The following is a 17494-nucleotide window of genomic DNA, read 5'->3' on the forward strand; positions in this document are numbered from 1 at the left end:
CCTAGGTGGAGTGCCGCGCAAGGTCACGCCAGCAGGACCGAGGGATCGCGCTCGGGCGGCCCCGCCGGCCACCACCGGCCGTCGCGCCGCTCGAACGGGTACCACCGGCCGTCCCTGCCGTAGCGCAGCTGGGTCTCGCCCATGGTCCAGCGGTTGCGCCACGCCTCCGGCGCCGGGGGCCGCTCGCCCTCCCAGCCGGCCTCCAGCAGCGCCCGGGAGCGGGCCAGCTCCTGCCGGGGCGGCGTCCAGGCCGACTCCAGCACGTCGAGCCCCGTCGCGCCACCGTACCTCCAGGCCCGTACGGCCGCCTCCAGCCCCAGGTCCAGATCGTGGTCGGCGGCCAGCCGGACCCGGTCCTGGTACTCGCTCAGCGCGGCCGACCGGCCCGAGACCAGCAGCTCGCGCGCCCGCGCGGACGCCGAGGCGGCCAGCACCCGCAGCGCGGCCACCTCCACGCCCGGCGCCGGATCGAGCTCCAGCGGCGTGAACGCCACGTCCACCGCCGGCGGCTCCGGCAGCGGCGGCACACCCAGCGAGAACGCCTCGGCGGCAGGAGTGCCCTGCCGTGCCCCCGCCGCCCCTGCCGCTGCGGCCGGGGAGGTGGGCAGCGACCGGCCCTGCAGCGCCTCGACGAGCTCCGGCCGGCCGCGCCCGCGCAGCAACAGCAGCACGAACGGGTCGTCGTCGAGCAGCCACGACGCCTGGTAGCACAGGGCGGCCGCGTGCTTGCACGGGTGACCCCAGTCGGGGCAGGAGCACTCGGGCTCCAGGTCGCCGACCGTGGGCAGCAGCGGCACGCCCGCGTCGGCCGCCGCCCGCACCAGGTCGTGCGGCATGTCGCCGTCCAGCAGCGCGGCGATGTGCCCGGCCTTGGCGGCCACCTGGTCGAGGAAGCGTTCCCAGTCGGCGTCGCCCAGCTGCTCGACGCGGACCACGGTGTGGTACTCGGCGTCGTACCCGGTCTCGGAGACCGCGGCCAGCCGGCCGGGGCTGACCGTGATGGGGCCGACCTGGCCGGTCTTGGCGTAGGCGCGGCCCTTGCGCAGCAGCACATGGTCGAGCGAGGTGTCCTCCATGGCCTTGATCCAGGCGCGGCCCCACCAGGAGGTGGCGAACCGTGCTCCGGCCCGCTGCCGGGGAAAGGCGGGGAACCCCCGCGCGGCACTCACGTCGGGTTTCATCGCAGCTCCACGAGGGTGGCCAGCTCGGCGTCGGTCAGTTCGGTCAGTGCCGCCTCGCCGGAGGCGAGCACGGCCTCGGCCAGGGAGCGCTTGGCGGCGAGCATCCCGGCGATGCGGTCCTCGATGGTGCCCTCGGCGATCAGCCGGTGCACCTGCACGGGCCTGGTCTGCCCGATGCGGTAGGCACGGTCGGTGGCCTGGTCCTCGACCGCCGGGTTCCACCAGCGGTCGTAGTGGATGACGTGGTCGGCGCGGGTGAGGTTCAGCCCCGTGCCGGCCGCCTTCAGCGACAACAGGAACACCGGAGCGCCGCCGTCCTGGAAGCGCCGGACCATCTCCTCGCGGCGGGCCACCGGCGTGCCGCCGTGCAGGAGCTGCGTGGCCACGCCCCGCCCGGTCAGGTGCCGTTCCAGCAGCCGCGCCATGGCGACGTACTGGGTGAACACCAGCACCGCGCCGTCCTCGGCGACGATGGTGTCTACCAGCTCGTCCAGCAGCTCCAGCTTGCCCGAACGGCCGGTCAGCCGCGGCTGGGCCTCGTGCAGGTACTGCGCCGGATGGTTGCAGATCTGCTTGAGCCCGGTCAGCAGCTTGACGACCAGGCCGCGCCTGGCCATGCCGTGCGCGCCCTCGATCTGGGTCATGATCTCGCGGACCACGGCCTCGTACAGGCCGGCCTGCTCGGTGGTCAGCGGCACCGGCCGGTCGGTCTCGGTCTTCGGCGGCAGCTCGGGCGCGATGCCGGGATCGGACTTGCGGCGGCGCAGCAGGAACGGGCCCACCAGCCGGGCGAGCCGCTCGGCCGCCTGGCCGTCGCCCGACTCGACCGGCTTGGCCCACCGCGTCCGGAACCTGCCCAGCGAGCCGAGCAGCCCGGGCGTCGTCCAGTCGAGGACGGCCCACAGCTCCGACAGGTTGTTCTCGACCGGGGTGCCGGTCAGCGCGACGCGGGCGGCCGCCGGGATCTCGCGCAGCGCCCTGGCCGTACCGGAGGTGGGGTTCTTGACGTGCTGGGCCTCGTCGGCGACCACCAGTCCCCACGGGTGCTCGGCCAGCCGGGCGGCGTCCAGCCGCATGGTGCCGTAGGTCGTCAGCACGAACCCCTCGTCGGCGAGCGTGCGGGCGCTGCCGTGGTAGCGGCGCACCGGCACGCCGGGCGCGAACCTGGTGATCTCCCGCTCCCAGTTGCCCAGCAGCGACGCCGGGCAGACGACCAGGGTCGGGCCGGCACCCTGGCCGGCACCCTGGCCGGCGCGGTGCAGGTGCAGCGCGATCAGCGTGATCGTCTTGCCCAGGCCCATGTCGTCGGCCAGGCAGCCGCCGAGTCCCAGCGACGTCATCCTGGCCAGCCAGCGCAGCCCCTGAAGCTGGTAGTCGCGCAGCGTCGCGGCCAGCCCCTCGGGGGCCTGGACGTCCTCGGGCTCGGTGAGCCGTTCGCGCAGCTCGCGCAGCCAGGCACTCGGCTCCACCGGCACCTGCTCGCCGTCGACCTCCACGGCGCCGGTGAGCGCGGCGCCGAGCGCCTGCAGTCCGGTCAGCGGCTTGAGGTCACGCTGGCGGGCCTTGCGCGCCAGTTCGGGGTCGACGAGCACCCACTGGTCGCGCAGTCGCACGACGGGGCGGTGCGCCTCGGCCAGCCGGTCCATCTCGGCCTGGGTCAGCGGCTCGCCGCCGAGGGCGAGCTGCCAGTCGAAGCTCGTCAGGTGGTGTCCGCCGAAGAACGACGGCAGGTCGGAGGGCGCGGCGTCCCGCTCGCCGACGGCCGCGCGGGCGCTCAGGCCGCGCACCAGCGAGCGGGGCCAGTGCACCTCCACCCCGGCCGCGGCCAGCCGCTCGGCCCCGCCGGCCAGCAGCTGCCCGACCTCGCCGTCGGACAGCGTCAGCTCGTCGGGCACCGCGCTGTCGAGCAGCCGTTCCAGCGCCGGCCAGGAGCGGGCGGCCCGGCGCACGGCCATGGTCACCTCGATCCGCGCCCGCGGCCCGAACCCCTGCTCGCCGCCCTCCCACAGCTCACCGGCGTCCGCCACGAGCGACGGGTCGGCCAGGCTGTGCACCTGCACGACGGCCCGGAACTCCGGCGCGGCCGGGTCGTCGGCCTCCAACCGCAGCGACAGCCGGACCTCCGAGTCGAGCCCGGCGGCCACGTCGTCGGCCCAGCCGCGCAGGTGGGGCACCTTCACCGGTTCGACGGCGGCGAACGCGGTCGTGCCGGTGGCGCGAACCGCGCCGGGGGAGCGCGGCATCGCGTCGGCCACCGCGTCGAGGAACGCCCGCACCTGCCCCTCGGCGTCGGCCAGCACCGGCCCGCCCGTTCCCGCGCCGTCCGGGAGGGGTACGGCGCGGGCGGTGGCGGGCATCGCGTCGGCCAGCTCCTTGATGCGGCGCACGTCGGCCGCGTCGAACGGGCCCGCCCGCCACGCGTCGTGCCCCTCGGCCGTCACCGCGGGCACCACGCGGCCCCGGGTGACGAGCTGCAGCGCCGCCAGCGCCACCGCCCCCCAGAAGCGGGCAGCCGGGTGGGCCTGGTCGTCGCGGCGCGCCCGCACCAGGCCCGCCACGGCCTCGGCGACGGGGATCCGGGTGGCGGTCACCTCGTGGGCGCGCAGCCCGCCGTCGTGCTGTTCGACCACGGAGAGAACGCCGGCGCCCTCGGGGTCGGGGTAGGCCATCCGGCCGGCCCTGGGCGGATCGCCCGGTTCGAAGACGACCGCCTGCCGGACCAGATTCGTTGCGGAGCTCACGGCCGTACAGTGTACGGTACATAGGGGGTGTGGTTTACCACAGCACGACCCCGGATGCCCTCCTCATTACCGGCATACGAGATCCTCCATAGCCTTGACGCCATGACTGACTGGCTGGTTTGGCTCATGGAGCACCTCGGCGCACCGGGCGCGGGCATCGCGATCGCCCTGGAGAACCTGTTCCCCCCGCTGCCGAGCGAGGTGGTGCTGCCGCTCGCCGGCTTCACCGCCAGCAGGGGCGACATGGACCTGGTCGAGGCCCTGGTGTTCACCACGCTGGGCTCGGTGGTGGGCGCGCTCGCGCTCTACTGGGTCGGCGCGCTGCTCGGCCGTGACCGGGTGCTGGCCATCGCCGCCAAGATGCCGCTGGTCAAGCCGTCCGACATCGAGAAGACGGAGGAGTGGTTCCTCAAGCACGGCCGCATGACCATCTTCTTCGGGCGGATGATCCCCCTGTTCCGCAGCCTCATCTCGATCCCGGCCGGCGTGGAGCGCATGCCCCTCGCCACCTTCCTCGCGCTGACGACGGCGGGCAGCGCGATCTGGAACACCGCCTTCGTGCTCGCCGGCTACGCCCTGGGCGAGCAGTGGGAGGTCGTGGAGGTCTACGTGAGCGTCGGCTCCAAGGTGGTGCTCGGCCTGGTCGCGCTGGCGGTCGCCGTCTTCGTCGGGGTGCGGCTCGCCGAGCGGCGCAAGGGGCGGCATGCGTCACGTCGCTGACGGGGCCCGCGTCGGGGCGGCGGTGACGCTGGGCACGGTCACCGCCCTGCTGGAGGCGGCGTACCTGCTCCTGGCGCTGCCGTTCCTCGGCAACCCGAACGTTGCGGCGGGCGCCGTGCGGCTGGCGGCGCTGGAGGCCCGCAGACTCCACCTCGACCCGGCCCTGCTGCGCCTCGCCCCTGACCTGGAGGAGGGGGACGGGCCGGACGGCGGGCGGGCGCTGCGCTACCTCGCCGCGCGCGTCCCCGTCGGCGTGCTCGGCGGGCTCGTGCTGACCCTGCTGGTGTACGGCGTGGGCATGGCGGCGCTGCTGGGCCGGGCGTGGCTGACCGGAGGCGCGTTCGACGGCATGACGCCGACGGTGCCGCTCGTCTCCTACTTCGTCCTGGCGGGCGTCGTGGCCCTCTTCCTCGTCCTGTCGGGCGTGGCCGGCGTGTACGCCCTGGAGCGGCGCCTGGCCCGCCGGCTGCTGGCCCCCGACCCCACCGAGGCGTTGCACCGCCGCATCGCCGAGCTGGCCGAGAGCCGGGCCGGCATCGTGACGGCGGTCGACGCCGAGCGGCGCCGGATCGAGCGCGACCTGCACGACGGCCTCCAGCAGCGCCTGGTCGCCCTGTCGATGCTGATCGGCCGCTCGCGGCGCGGCCGTCCCGAGCTGCTGGAGGCGGCCCACGAGGAGGCGCAGCACGCGCTGGCCGAGCTGCGCGAGGTGGCCTGGCGGGTCTACCCGAGCGGCCTGGACTCCCTGGGGCTGGGCGAGGCGCTGGCCGGTGTCGCCGAACGCTCAGGCGTGCCGGTCCAGGTCACCTGTGAGCTGCCCGAGCGGCCGCCGATGGCGGTGGAGACGGCCGCGTACTTCGTGGTGTGCGAGGCGGTCACCAACGCCGCCAAGCACTCCGGGGCCGGCCTGATCACGGTCGACGTCCGCCGGTGCGGCACCATGGTCGTCGTGAGAGTGCGTGACGACGGCGCCGGCGGCGCGAACGCCTCCGGTGGCGGCCTGTCGGGGCTGGCGCGCCGGGTGGCCGCGCTGGACGGCGGGTTCGAGGTGGACAGCCCCGTGGGCGGGCCGACGACGATCGTGGCGGAGCTGCCGTGCGGGTGATCCTGGCCGAGGACTCCACGCTGCTGCGCGAGGGCCTGGTGCGGCTGCTGCTGGAGGAGGGCCACGAGGTCCCGGCCGCCGTGGGCGACGCCGCCGCGCTGCTGGACGCGGTGGCGGCGCACGAGCCCGACATCGTGGTGGTGGACGTGCGGATGCCGCCCACCCACACCGACGAGGGGTTGCGCGCGGCGCTGGAGATCCGGCGCCGCCGGCCGGCGATCCGGGTGCTGGTGCTGTCGCAGTACGTGGAGAGGAGGTATGCCACCGAACTGATGAGCGGCGACGTCGAGGGCGTCGGCTACCTGCTGAAGGACCGGGTGGCGCAGGTGGCGGACTTCCTGGACGCCCTGGAGCGGGTGGGCGCCGGGGGAGCGGCGTTCGACCCCGAGGTGGTGCGCCAGCTCCTGGCCCGCACCTCGCACGCCGACCCGCTGGCCCGGCTGACCCCGCGCGAGCGCGAGGTGCTGGAGCGGATGGCGCAGGGGTTGACCAACGCCTCGATCGCGCAGGCGCTGCACGTGTCGCAGAGCGCCGTGGAGAAGCACGTCAACGCGCTGTTCGACAAGCTGGAGCTGTCGCACACGGCCGGATACAGCCGTCGCGTGCTGGCCGTCCTGCGTTACCTGGAGTCCTGAGCGGCCGTTCCTCGAGTTCCCGGCCCGGTTGCCGCACGGCGGCCTTGACAAATTTTTTTGTCGGTGGGACGGTGGAGCCATCCGAAAGAGCACCCCGGAGGAACGGAGAGACCGATGCGCAAGATCGTCGCAGGGCTGTTCATCTCGCTGGACGGCGTCGTCGAGTCGCCCGAGAAGTGGCACTTCCCCTACTACAACGACGAGCTCGGCGAGATCGTCGGCGCGCAGATGGCCGACTCCGACGCCATGCTGCTCGGCCGGCACACCTACGAGGAGTTCGCCGCGTACTGGCCGAACCCCGAGCCGCAGGCCCAGGACATGGCCCCCTACATGAACGAGACTCCCAAGTACGTCGTCACCACCACCCTCGACAGCGCGACCTGGCAGAACTCCACGCTCGTCAAGGGCGACGTCTGTGACGTGCCACGGTTAATGTCGCTGTTTCTGCCGCGCTCTTGTCGTGCTGGCTCCGCAGCTGGTTGATGGACTGGTGGGCGTTATGAAGGCCGTTGCCCGGGCCCGAGTCCTCCGCTCCAGAAGTAGATGCTGGATTGAGGCGCTGGCCATAGGGAATCGTCCGAGTCAGTCTTGCCATGCGTCGGGCCGTAGAGGCACGGTGTGCATGGCACCGTCCTGGTCTTTGATAATGCTCAGCGGGGGTTGCCTGGAGTCGCTGGCCGATGCGGGGTTGGTGAATGGGTGGTCATCTGCGCCAGCGTGTCATCGGTCGACGATGAGGTGGCGCAGGGCGGCTTGCTTGTCGTCGTCGGTGGGCTGGCTGTAGACGCGCAGCGTGTCGAGCCGGGCGTGGCCGGCGAGTTCGGCGACGGTGACGAGGTCTTCGCCGCCGCGGATGAGCTGGGTGACGAAGGTGTGGCGGCCGATGTGGGCGGTGATGCCGTCTTCCAGGCCGGCGGCGGCGCCGATGGCGGTGAAGACGGCGGAGGCGGCCCGGGCCGACAGTCGGCCGCCGCGACGGTTGAGGAACAGCGCCTTGCTGGTGGTGGCGTTCTTCCAGGACTGGCGTTCGTCCAGCCAGTCGATGATCGGCTTACGTAGTTGGGGGTGGATGGGGACCTCGCGGACCTTGCCGCCCTTGCCGTACACGGTCAGCACGCCCTTGCGGGCTGACATGCGGATGTCCCCGACGTCGAGGGCGATGGCGTCGCCGATGCGCAGCCCGGCGTAGAAAGGCAGCAGGGCGAGCAGCCGGTCGCGGGCGCGGGGCCAGTCTTCGATGGCGCGCAGCCAGCGCACCTGGGCGTGCGTGTCGAGGGCCTTGGGTGCGGTCTTGGGCAGGTCGTCGCGGTTGATGTCCGCTTTGCCCAGGCCGAGGCGGACGTAGAAGTCATCGAGGGCCGACAGGGCGTTGTTGCTGTAGCGGACGCTGCGCTTGGGGTCGGCCTCGCGCAGCAGGTAGTGGCGATAGTCGCGCACGGCCCAGTCGCGGGCGCGGCGGTCGGTGAGTGGATCGCCGGTAAAGCGTCTGCCGGCTTCGGGATCGGCCAGCCAGGCTAGGTACATGCGGACCCGGGAGGCGTAGGTGCGCTTGGTGTCGGCGGCGAGCGGTACCTCGGCCAGGGCGGCGGCGTAGGTGACGAGGTGCTCCTCGAACTCGGCCGGCAGAGCGGTCGGGCGGGCGCCTCGCCGTGGCGGCGGGCTCCCGGGCGCGGTCTGGTTCGTGTTCTCGGAAGTTGTTTCCGGGGGTTGTGATCCGCCGTGGACCGGATTCTCGGAAGTCACGTCTGGAGTGTACTTCGGGGAATACGGTGTTCTCGGAAGTTTCGGTGATGCCGGCGATGGCGCCGAGCCCGAGGCGTACGACGCCGGGGCGAACGGGCCGCGATCGGCAGGCGACGCTCGAATTGGTACGGTACAGGCGGCTTGCCTGGTTTGGAGTAGATGGGGCTGATGGTGGAGATCGAGCAGACGGCGTTGCCCGGCATTGGGTTGCGGCATGAGTTCACCACGCGATCGGGGCGGCGCATCGGGCTGATCTCCCACCGCAGCGGCCGCCGCGATCTGGTGATCTACGATCGGGACGACCCCGATCGCGCGTGTGAGACGGTCAAGCTCAACGATGAGGAGGCCGACGCGCTGGCCGAACTGCTCGGCGCGCCGCGGGTGGTGCAGCGCCTGAATGATCTGCACCGCGAGGTGGCGGGGCTGGTCAGCGAGAAGCTGCCGATCGGCGACGACTCGCCGTACGCGGGCCGGCCGATGGGCGACGCTCGGGTGCGCACCCGCACCGGCGCCTCGATCGTGGCCATCGTCCGCGCCGGGCAGGTGTACACCAGCCCGGCCCCGGACTTCGCGCTGGCCGCCGGTGACCTGGTGGTCGTGGTGGGCAGCGCGGAGGGTGTCAACGCCGTCGCCGACATCCTGGCCCGCGGGTAGGTCGCGGGTGCACCACACGGCACTGCTGTTCATGGAATTCGGCGCGATCATCCTCGGTCTGGGCCTGCTCGGCGCCCTGGCGCTGCGGGTGGGCATCTCGCCGATCCCGCTGTATCTGATCGCCGGGCTGGCGTTCGGCACCGGCGGCATCGTGCCGTTGGCCACCAGCGAGGAGTTCGTCGCGGTCGGCGCCGAGATCGGCGTCGTCTTATTGCTCCTCACCCTGGGCCTGGAATACAACGCCGATGAGCTGGCGACCAGCCTGAAAAGCAACGCCCGGGCCGGGCTCGTCGACCTGGTGCTGAACGCCGCGCCCGGCGCCATCTGCGCGCTGCTCTTGGGCTGGGGCCCGGTGGCGGCGGTGGCGATGGCCGGGGTCACCTACGCCACCTCCTCCGGCATCACTGCCAAGGTGCTCTCCGATCTGGGGTGGATCGGTAACCGGGAGACGCCGGTGGTGCTGTCGCTGCTGGTCTTCGAGGACCTGACAATGGCGATCTACCTGCCGCTGCTCACCGCGCTGCTGGCCGGGTTGAGCTTCGCCGGGGGCGCGATCACGGTGGCCATCGCGCTGGCCACCGTGAGTGTGGTGCTGCTGGTGGCGCTGCGGTTCGGCCGCGTCATCGAGGCGTTCGTGCGCAGCCCCAACAATGAAGTGCTGTTGTTGAAGGTGGTCGGACTGGCGCTGCTGGTGGCCGGGGTGGCACAGCAGTTGCAGGTGTCGGCGGCGGTGGGAGCGTTCCTGGTCGGCATCGCCCTGTCGGGTGAACTGGCGGAGGATGCTCAGGCCCTGCTGGCTCCGCTGCGTGACCTCTTCGCGGCGGTGTTCTTCGTCTTCTTCGGCCTGCAGACCGACCCCACGAAGATCGGTCCGGTGGCCGGGCTGGCCGTGCTGCTGGCGCTGGTCAGCATGGTCACCAAGCTGCTGACCGGCTATTACGCCGCGCGCCGGGCCGGGATCGCGCAGGCGGGCCGGGCCCGGGCGGGCATCGCGCTGATCCCGCGCGGTGAGTTCAACATCGTCATCGCGGGGCTGGCGGTGGGTGCCGGTGCCCACCCCGATCTCGGGCCGCTGGCCGCCGCTTACGTGCTGATCCTGGCCGCGTTCGGGCCGCTGGCCGCCCGCTTGGTCCAGCCGATGATCACCGCGATCGCCAAACGCGCCTGAACACCGACATCGTCGCCACTGGGCAGGGCATCGCCCCTCGCCTGCCTGCAGTTCGATGGCGTGGAGGAACCGGGGGAGTCCCTGCCGTGGCATGCGGTCACCGGATCCGCCACCAGGGTCGACGACGTTTGGCCAACGTGGCGATGGTTTGTTCGAGGTCGTCGAGGCGCGCATCGAGGGCGGCCTGGGAGAGATTTCCGGGGTCGCCGATCGCCAAGGCCAGGCGGTAGTACCAGGCGGCCGCCAAAGCCGCCTGCGCCTGCTGGTCGGCCGGGAAGAAGTTGCGGCGAAGCGCACGCAATCTGGCCGCGGTCGTCATGCCCTCGTGGTGGCGATGGATCTCGCCCGAGGCGGTGGCCACATCGATGATGCGCTCAAGCGCGTCCAGGAGCGCATGCAGCTCCGCCATCGCGTCGGCGTTGACCGCGGTGTTGCCGGGATCGCGCCGAGGACGATCCAATGTCATTGCGCTCCTTAACCCAGCCGATAATACGATCTTCCGCTTGCCGGGGCTTGTCCGCGATCCGGCCTCGCTCTGCCTATTAGCGCCTGCAGCTGTCTGTTGCGCCTGCGTGGTTTCGTGCTCACCGCTGTGCCTATATCGAGGTCGGGAGGGTCAGCAGGAACGCGTCTATCGCTGCGTTGACCGCGTGCGGGGCGTCTTGGTTGGCGATGTGGCCGGCGTCGGGGATGACGACCTCCTCGACGCCTTCGGCCTGGGCCCACCGGGGCATGGCCGAGGCGATGTTGCCGGTGCGGTCTCGCTCTCCCCGGATCAGGCACAGCGGCACCGGCGTGCGATAGTGCGGGGCGGGGTCCAGCAGGTCGGCGGTGGCCTGCCACACGTGCACGAACTCCTTCTTCGACAGCTGGGAGAAGGCGCGTCGCGCATCCGCCCGCGCGTCTGGCGTGTGCGCGCAGGCCTCTGCCAACACGCTGGCAAGGCTTCTGGCGGGGATCATCGACAGGCTGGGCGTGGCCGCCTTGACCAGCAGACGCTCCTTCCACGACAGCGGTGCGGTGTCCCACGCCGAGCCGATGACGATCAGCGCTCGGGCAAGGTCTGGATGCCGCCGGATGAGCGCCTGGCTGAGGTTGCCGCCGAGGGACTGCCCCACCAGGACCGGCCGGTCCAGCGCCAGGTACTGGATGAGCGCGTACAGGTCCGCGATCGCCTGCTCGGCGGTGAACCGGACACCTGCCGGGCGAGAGCGGCCGTGGCCGCGCATGTCCCAGGTGACGACCCGGCACCCTCGGGCGCGCAGGTAGTCCCTTTGGGCGTCGAACATCACATGGTCAGCCCCAGCGCCGTGCGAGAACACCACCGGCACGCCGTCACCGCCGCTGACCCTGTAGTGCAGGTCACAACCATGCAGCGGAAGCACAGACGACAGATTCACCATTTCTCCTCCATGGCGGACGTGCCCTTCAGACTCGGCCGACCTGACGCCGGCGAGATCGATTCTGCTCGCCTCCTGGCGTTCAAACGGGCATCGCCAGCGGCGTCCTCCCGGTCTGTCGCTTCCGATGCCTGGATCACCGTGCTCATCAGGTGCGTCCTCCATGATCAGGAATTACATGAAACCTTAAGCGCCGACAGCCTCGACTCCGCTCCCCTCTCTGCGCTGCCGGATCCCTCTGCCGGACCACAAGCGCCTCACATGAGATAGCGCAGCCACAGGTAGGGGGTGGCCACGGCGATGGTGACGAGGGTGACGATCAGCCCGTACCGGGTGAAGGTCCAGAAGCTGATCGGGGTGCCGTTGCGGGCGGCGATGCCGAGGACGACGACATTGGCCGCGGCGCCGATGGCAGTGGCGTTGCCGCCGAGGTCGGCGCCGAGGGCCAGCGCCCACCACAGCACCTGTGCCTGCTGGCCGCCGCCGGCCTGGACGAGGTCGGCGACGATGGGGCTCATGGTGGCCACGTAGGGGATGTTGTCGACGATGGCCGAGGTCGCGGCTGAACCCCACAGCAGCACCATGCTGGTCAGGGCGAGCCTGCCCTGGGTGGCGTCGGTGGCGGCGCGAGAGATCTGCCCGATGACGCCGGTCTCGACCAGCGCGCCGACCATGACGAACAGCCCGGCGAAGAACACCAAGGTCGGCCACTCGACCTCGCCGATGGCGTCCTGGGTGCGCACCCTGGTGGCGGCGACCAGCACCCCGGCTCCCAGCAGCGCGACCACAGACGGCTCGTAGTGCAGCACCGGGTGCAGCACGAATGCGGCCATCACCAGCGTGAGCACGGCCAGGCTCTGCCACAGCAGCCGCCGATCGGCGATCGCCTCCCGCTCGTCCAACTCCATAATTTCCGCCGCCCGCTCGGGGTCGTAGCGGAACGCAGCGCGGAACAGGATGCGGCACAATCCGACGAAGACAGCCATCAGCACCACCACGAGCGGGGCCAGGTGGAGGAGGAAGTCGTTGAAGGTCAACCCCCCGCGGCTGGCGATGATGATGTTGGGCGGGTCGCCGATGAGGGTGGCGGTACCGCCGATGTTGGAGGCCATCGCCTCGGCGATCAGGTAGGGCACGACCGGCAGGGCGAGCCGTTCGCACACCAGGAACGTCACCGGCGCGATCAGCAGCACGGTGGTGACGTTGTCCAGCAGCGCCGACGCACCCGCGGTGATCAACACCAGCAGCACCATGAGCCGGTACGGGCGGCCGCGGGCGCGTTTGGCCGCCCAGATCGCCAGGTATTCGAAGACGCCGGTCTGCTTGAGCACCCCAACGATGATCATCATGCCGAGCAGGAGGAAGACGACGTTCCAGTCGATGCCCGAATGCTCGGAGAAGAACGCCGCCTCGGCGTCGGTGGCGTGGATCGCCAGCATGATGGCGGCTCCGCCGAGCGCGGCGGCCGTCCGGTGGATCTTCTCGGTGGCGATCAGCGTGTAGGCGCCGAGGAACACCGCCACCGCCAAGGCCGCGGTGAGCGTCATGACCGTTGCACCCCGCCGGCCGGGGCCGCGGCCAGTACCGGCCGTCTTGGCCTGGCTGCCGGGGCCTGGTCGCCGTGGGGTGGGGTCATGGTTCGATCAGGCCCGCTCGGATGGCGTGCCGGGTCAGCTCCAGCCGGTCGCGCAGGCCGAGTTTGGCCAGGATGTTGGCGCGGTGCCGTTCCACGGTCTTGACGCTGATGATGAGCATGTCGGCGATGTCTTTGGAGGAGTGGCCCTCGGCGATGAGTTTGACGATCTCCTCTTCGCGTGGGGTGAGAAGGGTGTCGGGCACCGGCTCACCCTGCTGGTGGCGTTGCAGGTGGTCGCGGATGAGCGCGGTGATCGCTCCCGGGTAGAGGAACGGCTCCCCGCGCATGGCCGCGCGGCAGGCCTCCAGCAGGTCCCGGTCGGCCACCGACTTCAGCACATACCCGCAGGCGCCGGCCTTGAGCGATTCGAACAGGTACTGCTCGTTGTCGTACATCGACAGCATCAGCAGGCGGATGCCGGGCGCGCGGCGGGAGATTTCCCGGGCGGCCTGGATGCCGGTCATCCGTGGCATGGCAATGTCCAAGATGGCCAGATCGACGGCGGTGTCGGCGCGGGTGGCCAGGTCGACGGCCTCAGCGCCGTCGCCCGCCTCGGCCACGACACTCAGGTCGGGTTCGGCATCCAGGATGAGCCGCAGCCCGTGACGGACCAGCGCGTGGTCGTCGGCGAGCAGGATCCGGGTCGGCTGCTGGTCCATACGTCACTCCCGTCGCTCGGCGATCGGTGCGGGTACGAGGGGTACGCTCAGGCGTACCTCGGTGCCCTGGGAAGGGGCCCTGTCGATGGTGAGGTCGGCGCCAATGAGCATGGCGCGCTCGCGCATGCCGCGGATGCCGGCGCCGTCGTGGATCGGGCCGCCGCGTCCGTCGTCGGTGACGCGCAGCACCACCGTGTCGGGCTCGGTGTCGGGCTCGGCGCGCAGCGACAGCTCCACGTGCGAGGCGCGGGCGTGCCGGGCGATGTTGGTCAGGCTTTCCTGCGCGATGCGGTAGATCACCAGCTCGGTGTCGCCGCTCAATTGCGGCAGCCGCGCATCCAGCAGCCGGGTCACCGGCACGCCGCTGCTGCCGGAGAAGTCGCTGGCCAGAGCGTTCATGGCGCTGATGAGGCCCAGGTCCTCCAGCACGCCGGGCCGCAGCCGGCGGGCGACCTGCCGGACCTCATCCAGACTGGCGCGGACGGTCTCGGCAACCGTGTGCAGCTCCGCGCGCAGGTCGTGCGGCGCACGATCCACGGTGCGTTTGAGCGCGAGCAGGACCACGGTGAGGCTTTGGCCGATCTCGTCGTGCAACTCCCGCGCGATGCGCTGCCGCTCGGCCTCCTGAGCGGCCAGGGCGTGAGCGGCGCTGGCGCTGCGCTCGGCCTCCAATCGGTCCAGCATGGCGTTGAACGTCGCGATCAGCGTCCCCAGGTCGCCGCTGCCGCTGTGCGCGATGCGATCGCGGGAACGCAGCAGGTCGACCCGCTCCATGAGCGCGGTCAGCGCGCCGAGCGGGGCCAGGCTGGTACGCAGCAGCACCGCGTTCGCGCCGAGCATCACCGCGAGCCCCACCGCCAGGATCGGCAGCTCCGTCAGCAGGACCGGCGAGGACACCGTGGCCGGCGAGAGCGCCAGCACGGTCAGCCCCGCGGCGAAGACCAGTCCGTTGATCAGGAAAAGCCGCCAGAACAGCGCCGAAGCCGGGGAACGAGCCCCCCGGCGCGCGCGTGGTGATCCGCGTGGTGATCCCTGGGGATGCTTACCGGCTAGCACGGTCATGCCTCCAGCCTCCCCACCGCGACGACCGTCTGTCCATCGGTGGCGCACCCCATCACATTCCCCACGGTGGTGGTCTGAGCTGCGGCAATCTACATGGTGTCCACCCCCAGGAATGGGTGTTGCCACCGATGGCGCCGCGCGGGTCGGCCAACCAGACTGGCCCCACGGGGAGCCGGACGCCCGTCCGGGGCGATGAGGAGGCTTGCACGGGGACGGGCAAAAGGCGACAGGGGAGAGAGGCAGGACCCATGCTCGCACTGGGCGCTCACACAACCTCTGCCCTCCAGGCGCCCGCCGTGGTGGAGCCGGCGGTATGGATACTGCTGGGCGCCCTGCCCCTTCTCGTGATCATCTCGCGGGCGGTGCGGGTCGTCGGTGAGGATGAGCGGCTGGTCGTGTGCAGATTGGGCCGCGTGGTCAGGGTGCGCGGTCCTGGGCTTGTCCTCCTGTGGCCCGGTTTGGAACGGGAGGTGCGGGTGTCGCTGCGGCTGGTGTGCCTGGACCTGTTCTGCCCTGAGGTGGTCACCCGCGATGGGGTGAGTGTGCGCTTCAAGGCCACCGCGGTGGCCGCCGCGACCGATCCCGTCCGCTTCGCGATGACGACGGACGAGCCGCTGACGGCCACCGTGCTCGTGGCCGAGGGCGTGCTGCGCCGCCAGATCGCCGAGCGAGATCTGGCCGACCTCCCCACCATGATCACTCACGGCTGCGCCGAGATGGCGGATCGGATCAGCGATATGACCGGCCGGTGGGGAGTCCAGGTCACCCTCCTCGACATCACCGACATCCAGGTCCCGCTCAGGGGCGAGCTGCTCGCCTGGGCCCAAGCCCAGGCAGGCAGGCAGGCGGAGAAGCATCCCCGTGGATAGGAGACGTGTTCACCGAGTCATCGAGGTCATCGAGGTGTCGCGATGAGCCTGCAGCAGCTGTATGCGGTACTGCTGACCGGCAGCATAGTCCTGCTGGCCGGCATCGCCGCGGCGCGCACCGCCAGCCGGCTCGGCCTGCCCGGCCTGCTGCTGTTCCTCGCCCTCGGCGTGCTGCTCGGCGAAGACGTCCTCGGCATCGACTTCGACGACGCCCAGCTGGCGCAGACGCTGGGCACCTCAGCGCTGGCCGTCATCCTCATCGAGGGCGGCCTGAGCACCCGATGGGCCGACATCCGCCGGCTCCTGCTGCCCTCCTCCCTGCTGGCCACCGTCGGCGTCGCGGTCAGCGTCCTGCTCACCGCCGCGGGCGCTCATCTGCTGCTGGGCATGAACTGGCAGCTGGCCCTGCTGCTGGGCGCGATCGTCTCCTCCACCGACGCCGCTGCTGTCTTCTCCGTCCTGCGCGCGCTGCCGCTGCCCCGTCGCATCGCGGGCATGGTGGAGGCCGAGTCCGGCTTCAACGACGCCCCCACCGTCATCTTGGTGCTGGTGTTCAGCACCGCCGCCGCCGATCTGCCCGACCCTGCCGTCATCGCCGGGCAGATCACCTACCAGCTCGTGGCCGGGGCCGTGATCGGGCTGCTGATCGGCTGGGCCGGCACCCTCGCGCTGCGCTACGTCGCCCTGCCCGCCACCGGCCTGTACCCGCTGGCCACCGTCGGCCTGGGCGTCATCGCCTTCGCCGCCGCCGGAGCCGCGAACGCCTCCGGCTTCCTGGCCGCTTACCTGGCCGGCATCGTGCTCGGCAACGCCGTGCTGCCGCACCGCGCGGCCACCCGCTCGTTTGCCGAAGGCATCGGCTGGCTGGCCCAGATCGGCCTGTTCGTCATGCTCGGCCTGCTCGTCAGCCCCAGCGAACTGCCCGCCGCGCTGCTGCCCGCCACCATCGTCGGCCTGGTCCTGCTGCTGCTGGCCCGGCCCGCCTCGGTAGCCGCCTGCCTGATCGGCTTCCGCACCGGCTGGCGCGAACAGGCGTTCATCTCCTGGGCCGGCCTGCGCGGCGCCGTGCCGATCGTCTTGGCCACCTTTCCCATCGTGGCCGCCGTGCCCGGCAGCCGGCAGCTGCTGAACATCGTCTTCGTCCTGGTCGTCCTCTTCACCCTCATCCAAGGACCGACCTTGCCGGCTTTCGCCCGGCTGCTGCGCGTCACCCAACCCGGTCAGGCCCGGGACGTGGACATCGAATCGGCCCCGCTGGACGTCCTGAACGCAGACCTGCTCACCCTCACCATCCCACCGGGCTCCCGCCTGCACGGAGTGGAGATCTTCGAACTGCGGCTCCCGGCACCCTCGATCGTCACCCTCATCGTCCGTGACGGCGACACCCTCGTCCCCGAACCCGGCACCCGGCTTCAGGAAGGCGACGACGTGCTCATCGTCACCACCTCCGCCACCCGCACGCGCGTCGAACGACGCCTGCGCGCCGTCGGCCGGCGAGGCCGCCTGGCCCACTGGTACGGCGAGCACGGCGACCCCGACCCGCACACCAGCCACATCAGCCACACCAGCAGCGCGAAGGGAGACACCCGGCCGTGGACATCACGCACACCACCATCCCCGGCACCGGAACCGTCCACCACGGCGACACCCGGCAGGGAGACCACCTCGGCGTTATCGTCACCGACACCGGCCGGCGCACCCTGCTGTTCTACGACCGAGCCGACCCCGACACTCCGGCGCACACGGTAGAGCTCGACGAAGATGAAGCCGACCACCTGGCCGAACTGCTGCACAGCCGGCCTCTGGCCGACCGGCTCGCCGCCGTGGAACGACGCCTGGCCGAACTCACCGATCAGGTGCCGCGCGCCGAACGAGCGCGGCCGCCGCTATGACCTGGCTATGACGTACCTGAGGAGCGTGT

General features: G+C 71.4%; 16 protein-coding genes and 1 pseudogene. 9 read left to right on the plus strand and 8 right to left on the minus strand.

The window, feature by feature from the left end:
* Positions 1-23: 23 nt before the first annotated feature.
* Both FHU36_RS19475 and FHU36_RS19480 read right to left on the minus strand, forming a co-directional pair.
* The gene (locus tag FHU36_RS19475; RefSeq protein WP_185085389.1) at positions 24-1181 is read right to left on the minus strand and encodes an SWIM zinc finger family protein; all 1158 of its coding nucleotides are present in this window, start codon (positions 1179-1181) and stop codon (positions 24-26) included.
* A complete protein-coding gene (locus FHU36_RS19480; protein WP_312891695.1) occupies positions 1178-3922 on the minus strand; it encodes an SCO1167/SCO6262 family helicase in 2745 nt (914 codons plus the stop codon). The genes FHU36_RS19475 and FHU36_RS19480 overlap by 4 nt, the downstream gene beginning before the upstream one ends.
* A 102-nt stretch (positions 3923-4024) precedes the next feature.
* Here FHU36_RS19480 and FHU36_RS19485 point away from each other — a divergent pair, with 102 nt between their 5' ends.
* The 4 genes from FHU36_RS19485 to FHU36_RS19500 all read left to right on the plus strand — a co-directional run bounded on the left by FHU36_RS19485 (position 4025) and on the right by FHU36_RS19500 (position 6865).
* On the plus strand, positions 4025-4642 hold the full coding sequence (locus tag FHU36_RS19485) for a DedA family protein (protein ID WP_221496450.1): 618 nt from the start codon (positions 4025-4027) through the stop codon (positions 4640-4642).
* Positions 4626-5747, plus strand: coding sequence for a sensor histidine kinase (locus FHU36_RS19490; protein WP_185085390.1), 1122 nt, complete (start codon positions 4626-4628; stop codon positions 5745-5747). The genes FHU36_RS19485 and FHU36_RS19490 overlap by 17 nt, the downstream gene beginning before the upstream one ends.
* Positions 5738-6382: a response regulator gene (locus FHU36_RS19495; RefSeq protein ID WP_185085391.1), complete on the plus strand. Its 645-nt coding sequence runs from the start codon at positions 5738-5740 to the stop codon at positions 6380-6382. Before FHU36_RS19490 ends, FHU36_RS19495 begins: the two co-directional genes overlap by 10 nt.
* 114 nt (positions 6383-6496) lie before the next feature.
* Complete coding sequence (locus FHU36_RS19500) at positions 6497-6865, plus strand: dihydrofolate reductase family protein (protein WP_185085392.1); 369 nt, start codon at positions 6497-6499, stop codon at positions 6863-6865.
* Positions 6866-7102: 237 nt separating this feature from the next.
* Here the strand turns inward: FHU36_RS19500 and FHU36_RS19505 are convergent, their stop codons facing one another.
* Positions 7103-8125, minus strand: a complete 1023-nt coding sequence (locus FHU36_RS19505; protein WP_312891696.1) for a tyrosine-type recombinase/integrase — start codon at positions 8123-8125, stop codon at positions 7103-7105.
* A gap of 159 nt (positions 8126-8284) precedes the next feature.
* Between FHU36_RS19505 and FHU36_RS19510 the strand changes: the two genes are divergently transcribed.
* Together FHU36_RS19510 and FHU36_RS19515 are read left to right on the plus strand one after the other, a co-directional pair.
* Complete coding sequence (locus FHU36_RS19510; RefSeq protein ID WP_221496451.1) at positions 8285-8779, plus strand: cation:proton antiporter regulatory subunit; 495 nt, start codon at positions 8285-8287, stop codon at positions 8777-8779.
* A 7-nt stretch (positions 8780-8786) separates the two neighbouring features.
* Complete coding sequence (locus tag FHU36_RS19515; protein WP_185085393.1) at positions 8787-9947, plus strand: cation:proton antiporter; 1161 nt, start codon at positions 8787-8789, stop codon at positions 9945-9947.
* Positions 9948-10044: 97 nt separating this feature from the next.
* Here FHU36_RS19515 and FHU36_RS19520 read toward each other — a convergent pair whose 3' ends face one another.
* From FHU36_RS19520 to FHU36_RS19540, 5 genes are all read right to left on the minus strand, one after another.
* Positions 10045-10413, minus strand: a complete 369-nt coding sequence (locus FHU36_RS19520; RefSeq protein WP_185085394.1) for a hypothetical protein — start codon at positions 10411-10413, stop codon at positions 10045-10047.
* Positions 10414-10543: 130 nt separating this feature from the next.
* Positions 10544-11512, minus strand: coding sequence for an alpha/beta fold hydrolase (locus tag FHU36_RS19525; protein ID WP_246502502.1), 969 nt, complete (start codon positions 11510-11512; stop codon positions 10544-10546).
* A 92-nt stretch (positions 11513-11604) separates the two neighbouring features.
* Positions 11605-12894, minus strand: a complete 1290-nt coding sequence (locus tag FHU36_RS19530; RefSeq protein WP_185085395.1) for an ArsB/NhaD family transporter — start codon at positions 12892-12894, stop codon at positions 11605-11607.
* An 85-nt stretch (positions 12895-12979) separates the two neighbouring features.
* Positions 12980-13642 (minus strand): response regulator, encoded by a 663-nt coding sequence (locus FHU36_RS19535; protein ID WP_185085396.1) that lies wholly within the window; start codon positions 13640-13642, stop codon positions 12980-12982.
* 3 nt (positions 13643-13645) lie between these two features.
* Positions 13646-14704, minus strand: coding sequence for a HAMP domain-containing sensor histidine kinase (locus tag FHU36_RS19540; protein ID WP_185085397.1), 1059 nt, complete (start codon positions 14702-14704; stop codon positions 13646-13648).
* Between the two features lie 248 nt (positions 14705-14952).
* Here FHU36_RS19540 and FHU36_RS19545 point away from each other — a divergent pair, with 248 nt between their 5' ends.
* From FHU36_RS19545 to FHU36_RS47080, 3 genes and pseudogenes are all read left to right on the plus strand, one after another.
* Positions 14953-15573 carry an SPFH domain-containing protein gene (locus FHU36_RS19545; protein WP_185085398.1) on the plus strand — a complete coding sequence of 207 codons (621 nt, stop codon included), beginning with the start codon at positions 14953-14955 and terminating at the stop codon, positions 15571-15573.
* Between the two features lie 42 nt (positions 15574-15615).
* The gene (locus FHU36_RS19550) at positions 15616-17322 is read left to right on the plus strand and encodes a potassium/proton antiporter (protein WP_246502503.1); all 1707 of its coding nucleotides are present in this window, start codon (positions 15616-15618) and stop codon (positions 17320-17322) included.
* Positions 17229-17465: pseudogene (locus tag FHU36_RS47080) on the plus strand (cation:proton antiporter regulatory subunit); the annotation flags it as partial. The gene FHU36_RS19550 and the pseudogene FHU36_RS47080, both read left to right, overlap by 94 nt.
* Positions 17466-17494: the final 29 nt, after the last annotated feature.

This window comes from Nonomuraea muscovyensis (assembly GCF_014207745.1).
In the GTDB taxonomy this organism is placed as follows: domain Bacteria; phylum Actinomycetota; class Actinomycetes; order Streptosporangiales; family Streptosporangiaceae; genus Nonomuraea; species Nonomuraea muscovyensis.

Excerpts from the sequence above, each read along its gene's own strand:
- FHU36_RS19525 (WP_246502502.1), bottom strand. The coding sequence starts at position 11,512 with ATGGAGGACGCACCTGATGAGCACGGTGATCCAGGCATCGGAAGCGAC.
- FHU36_RS19485 (WP_221496450.1), top strand. The coding sequence starts at position 4,025 with ATGACTGACTGGCTGGTTTGGCTCATGGAGCACCTCGGCGCACCGGGC.
- FHU36_RS19530 (WP_185085395.1), bottom strand. The coding sequence starts at position 12,894 with ATGACGCTCACCGCGGCCTTGGCGGTGGCGGTGTTCCTCGGCGCCTAC.
- FHU36_RS19540 (WP_185085397.1), bottom strand. The coding sequence starts at position 14,704 with ATGACCGTGCTAGCCGGTAAGCATCCCCAGGGATCACCACGCGGATCA.
- FHU36_RS19490 (WP_185085390.1), top strand. The coding sequence starts at position 4,626 with ATGCGTCACGTCGCTGACGGGGCCCGCGTCGGGGCGGCGGTGACGCTG.
- FHU36_RS19520 (WP_185085394.1), bottom strand. The coding sequence starts at position 10,413 with ATGACATTGGATCGTCCTCGGCGCGATCCCGGCAACACCGCGGTCAAC.
- FHU36_RS19535 (WP_185085396.1), bottom strand. The coding sequence starts at position 13,642 with ATGGACCAGCAGCCGACCCGGATCCTGCTCGCCGACGACCACGCGCTG.
- FHU36_RS19545 (WP_185085398.1), top strand. The coding sequence starts at position 14,953 with ATGCTCGCACTGGGCGCTCACACAACCTCTGCCCTCCAGGCGCCCGCC.
- FHU36_RS19500 (WP_185085392.1), top strand. The coding sequence starts at position 6,497 with ATGCGCAAGATCGTCGCAGGGCTGTTCATCTCGCTGGACGGCGTCGTC.
- FHU36_RS19475 (WP_185085389.1), bottom strand. The coding sequence starts at position 1,181 with ATGAAACCCGACGTGAGTGCCGCGCGGGGGTTCCCCGCCTTTCCCCGG.
- FHU36_RS19550 (WP_246502503.1), top strand. The coding sequence starts at position 15,616 with ATGAGCCTGCAGCAGCTGTATGCGGTACTGCTGACCGGCAGCATAGTC.
- FHU36_RS19510 (WP_221496451.1), top strand. The coding sequence starts at position 8,285 with ATGGGGCTGATGGTGGAGATCGAGCAGACGGCGTTGCCCGGCATTGGG.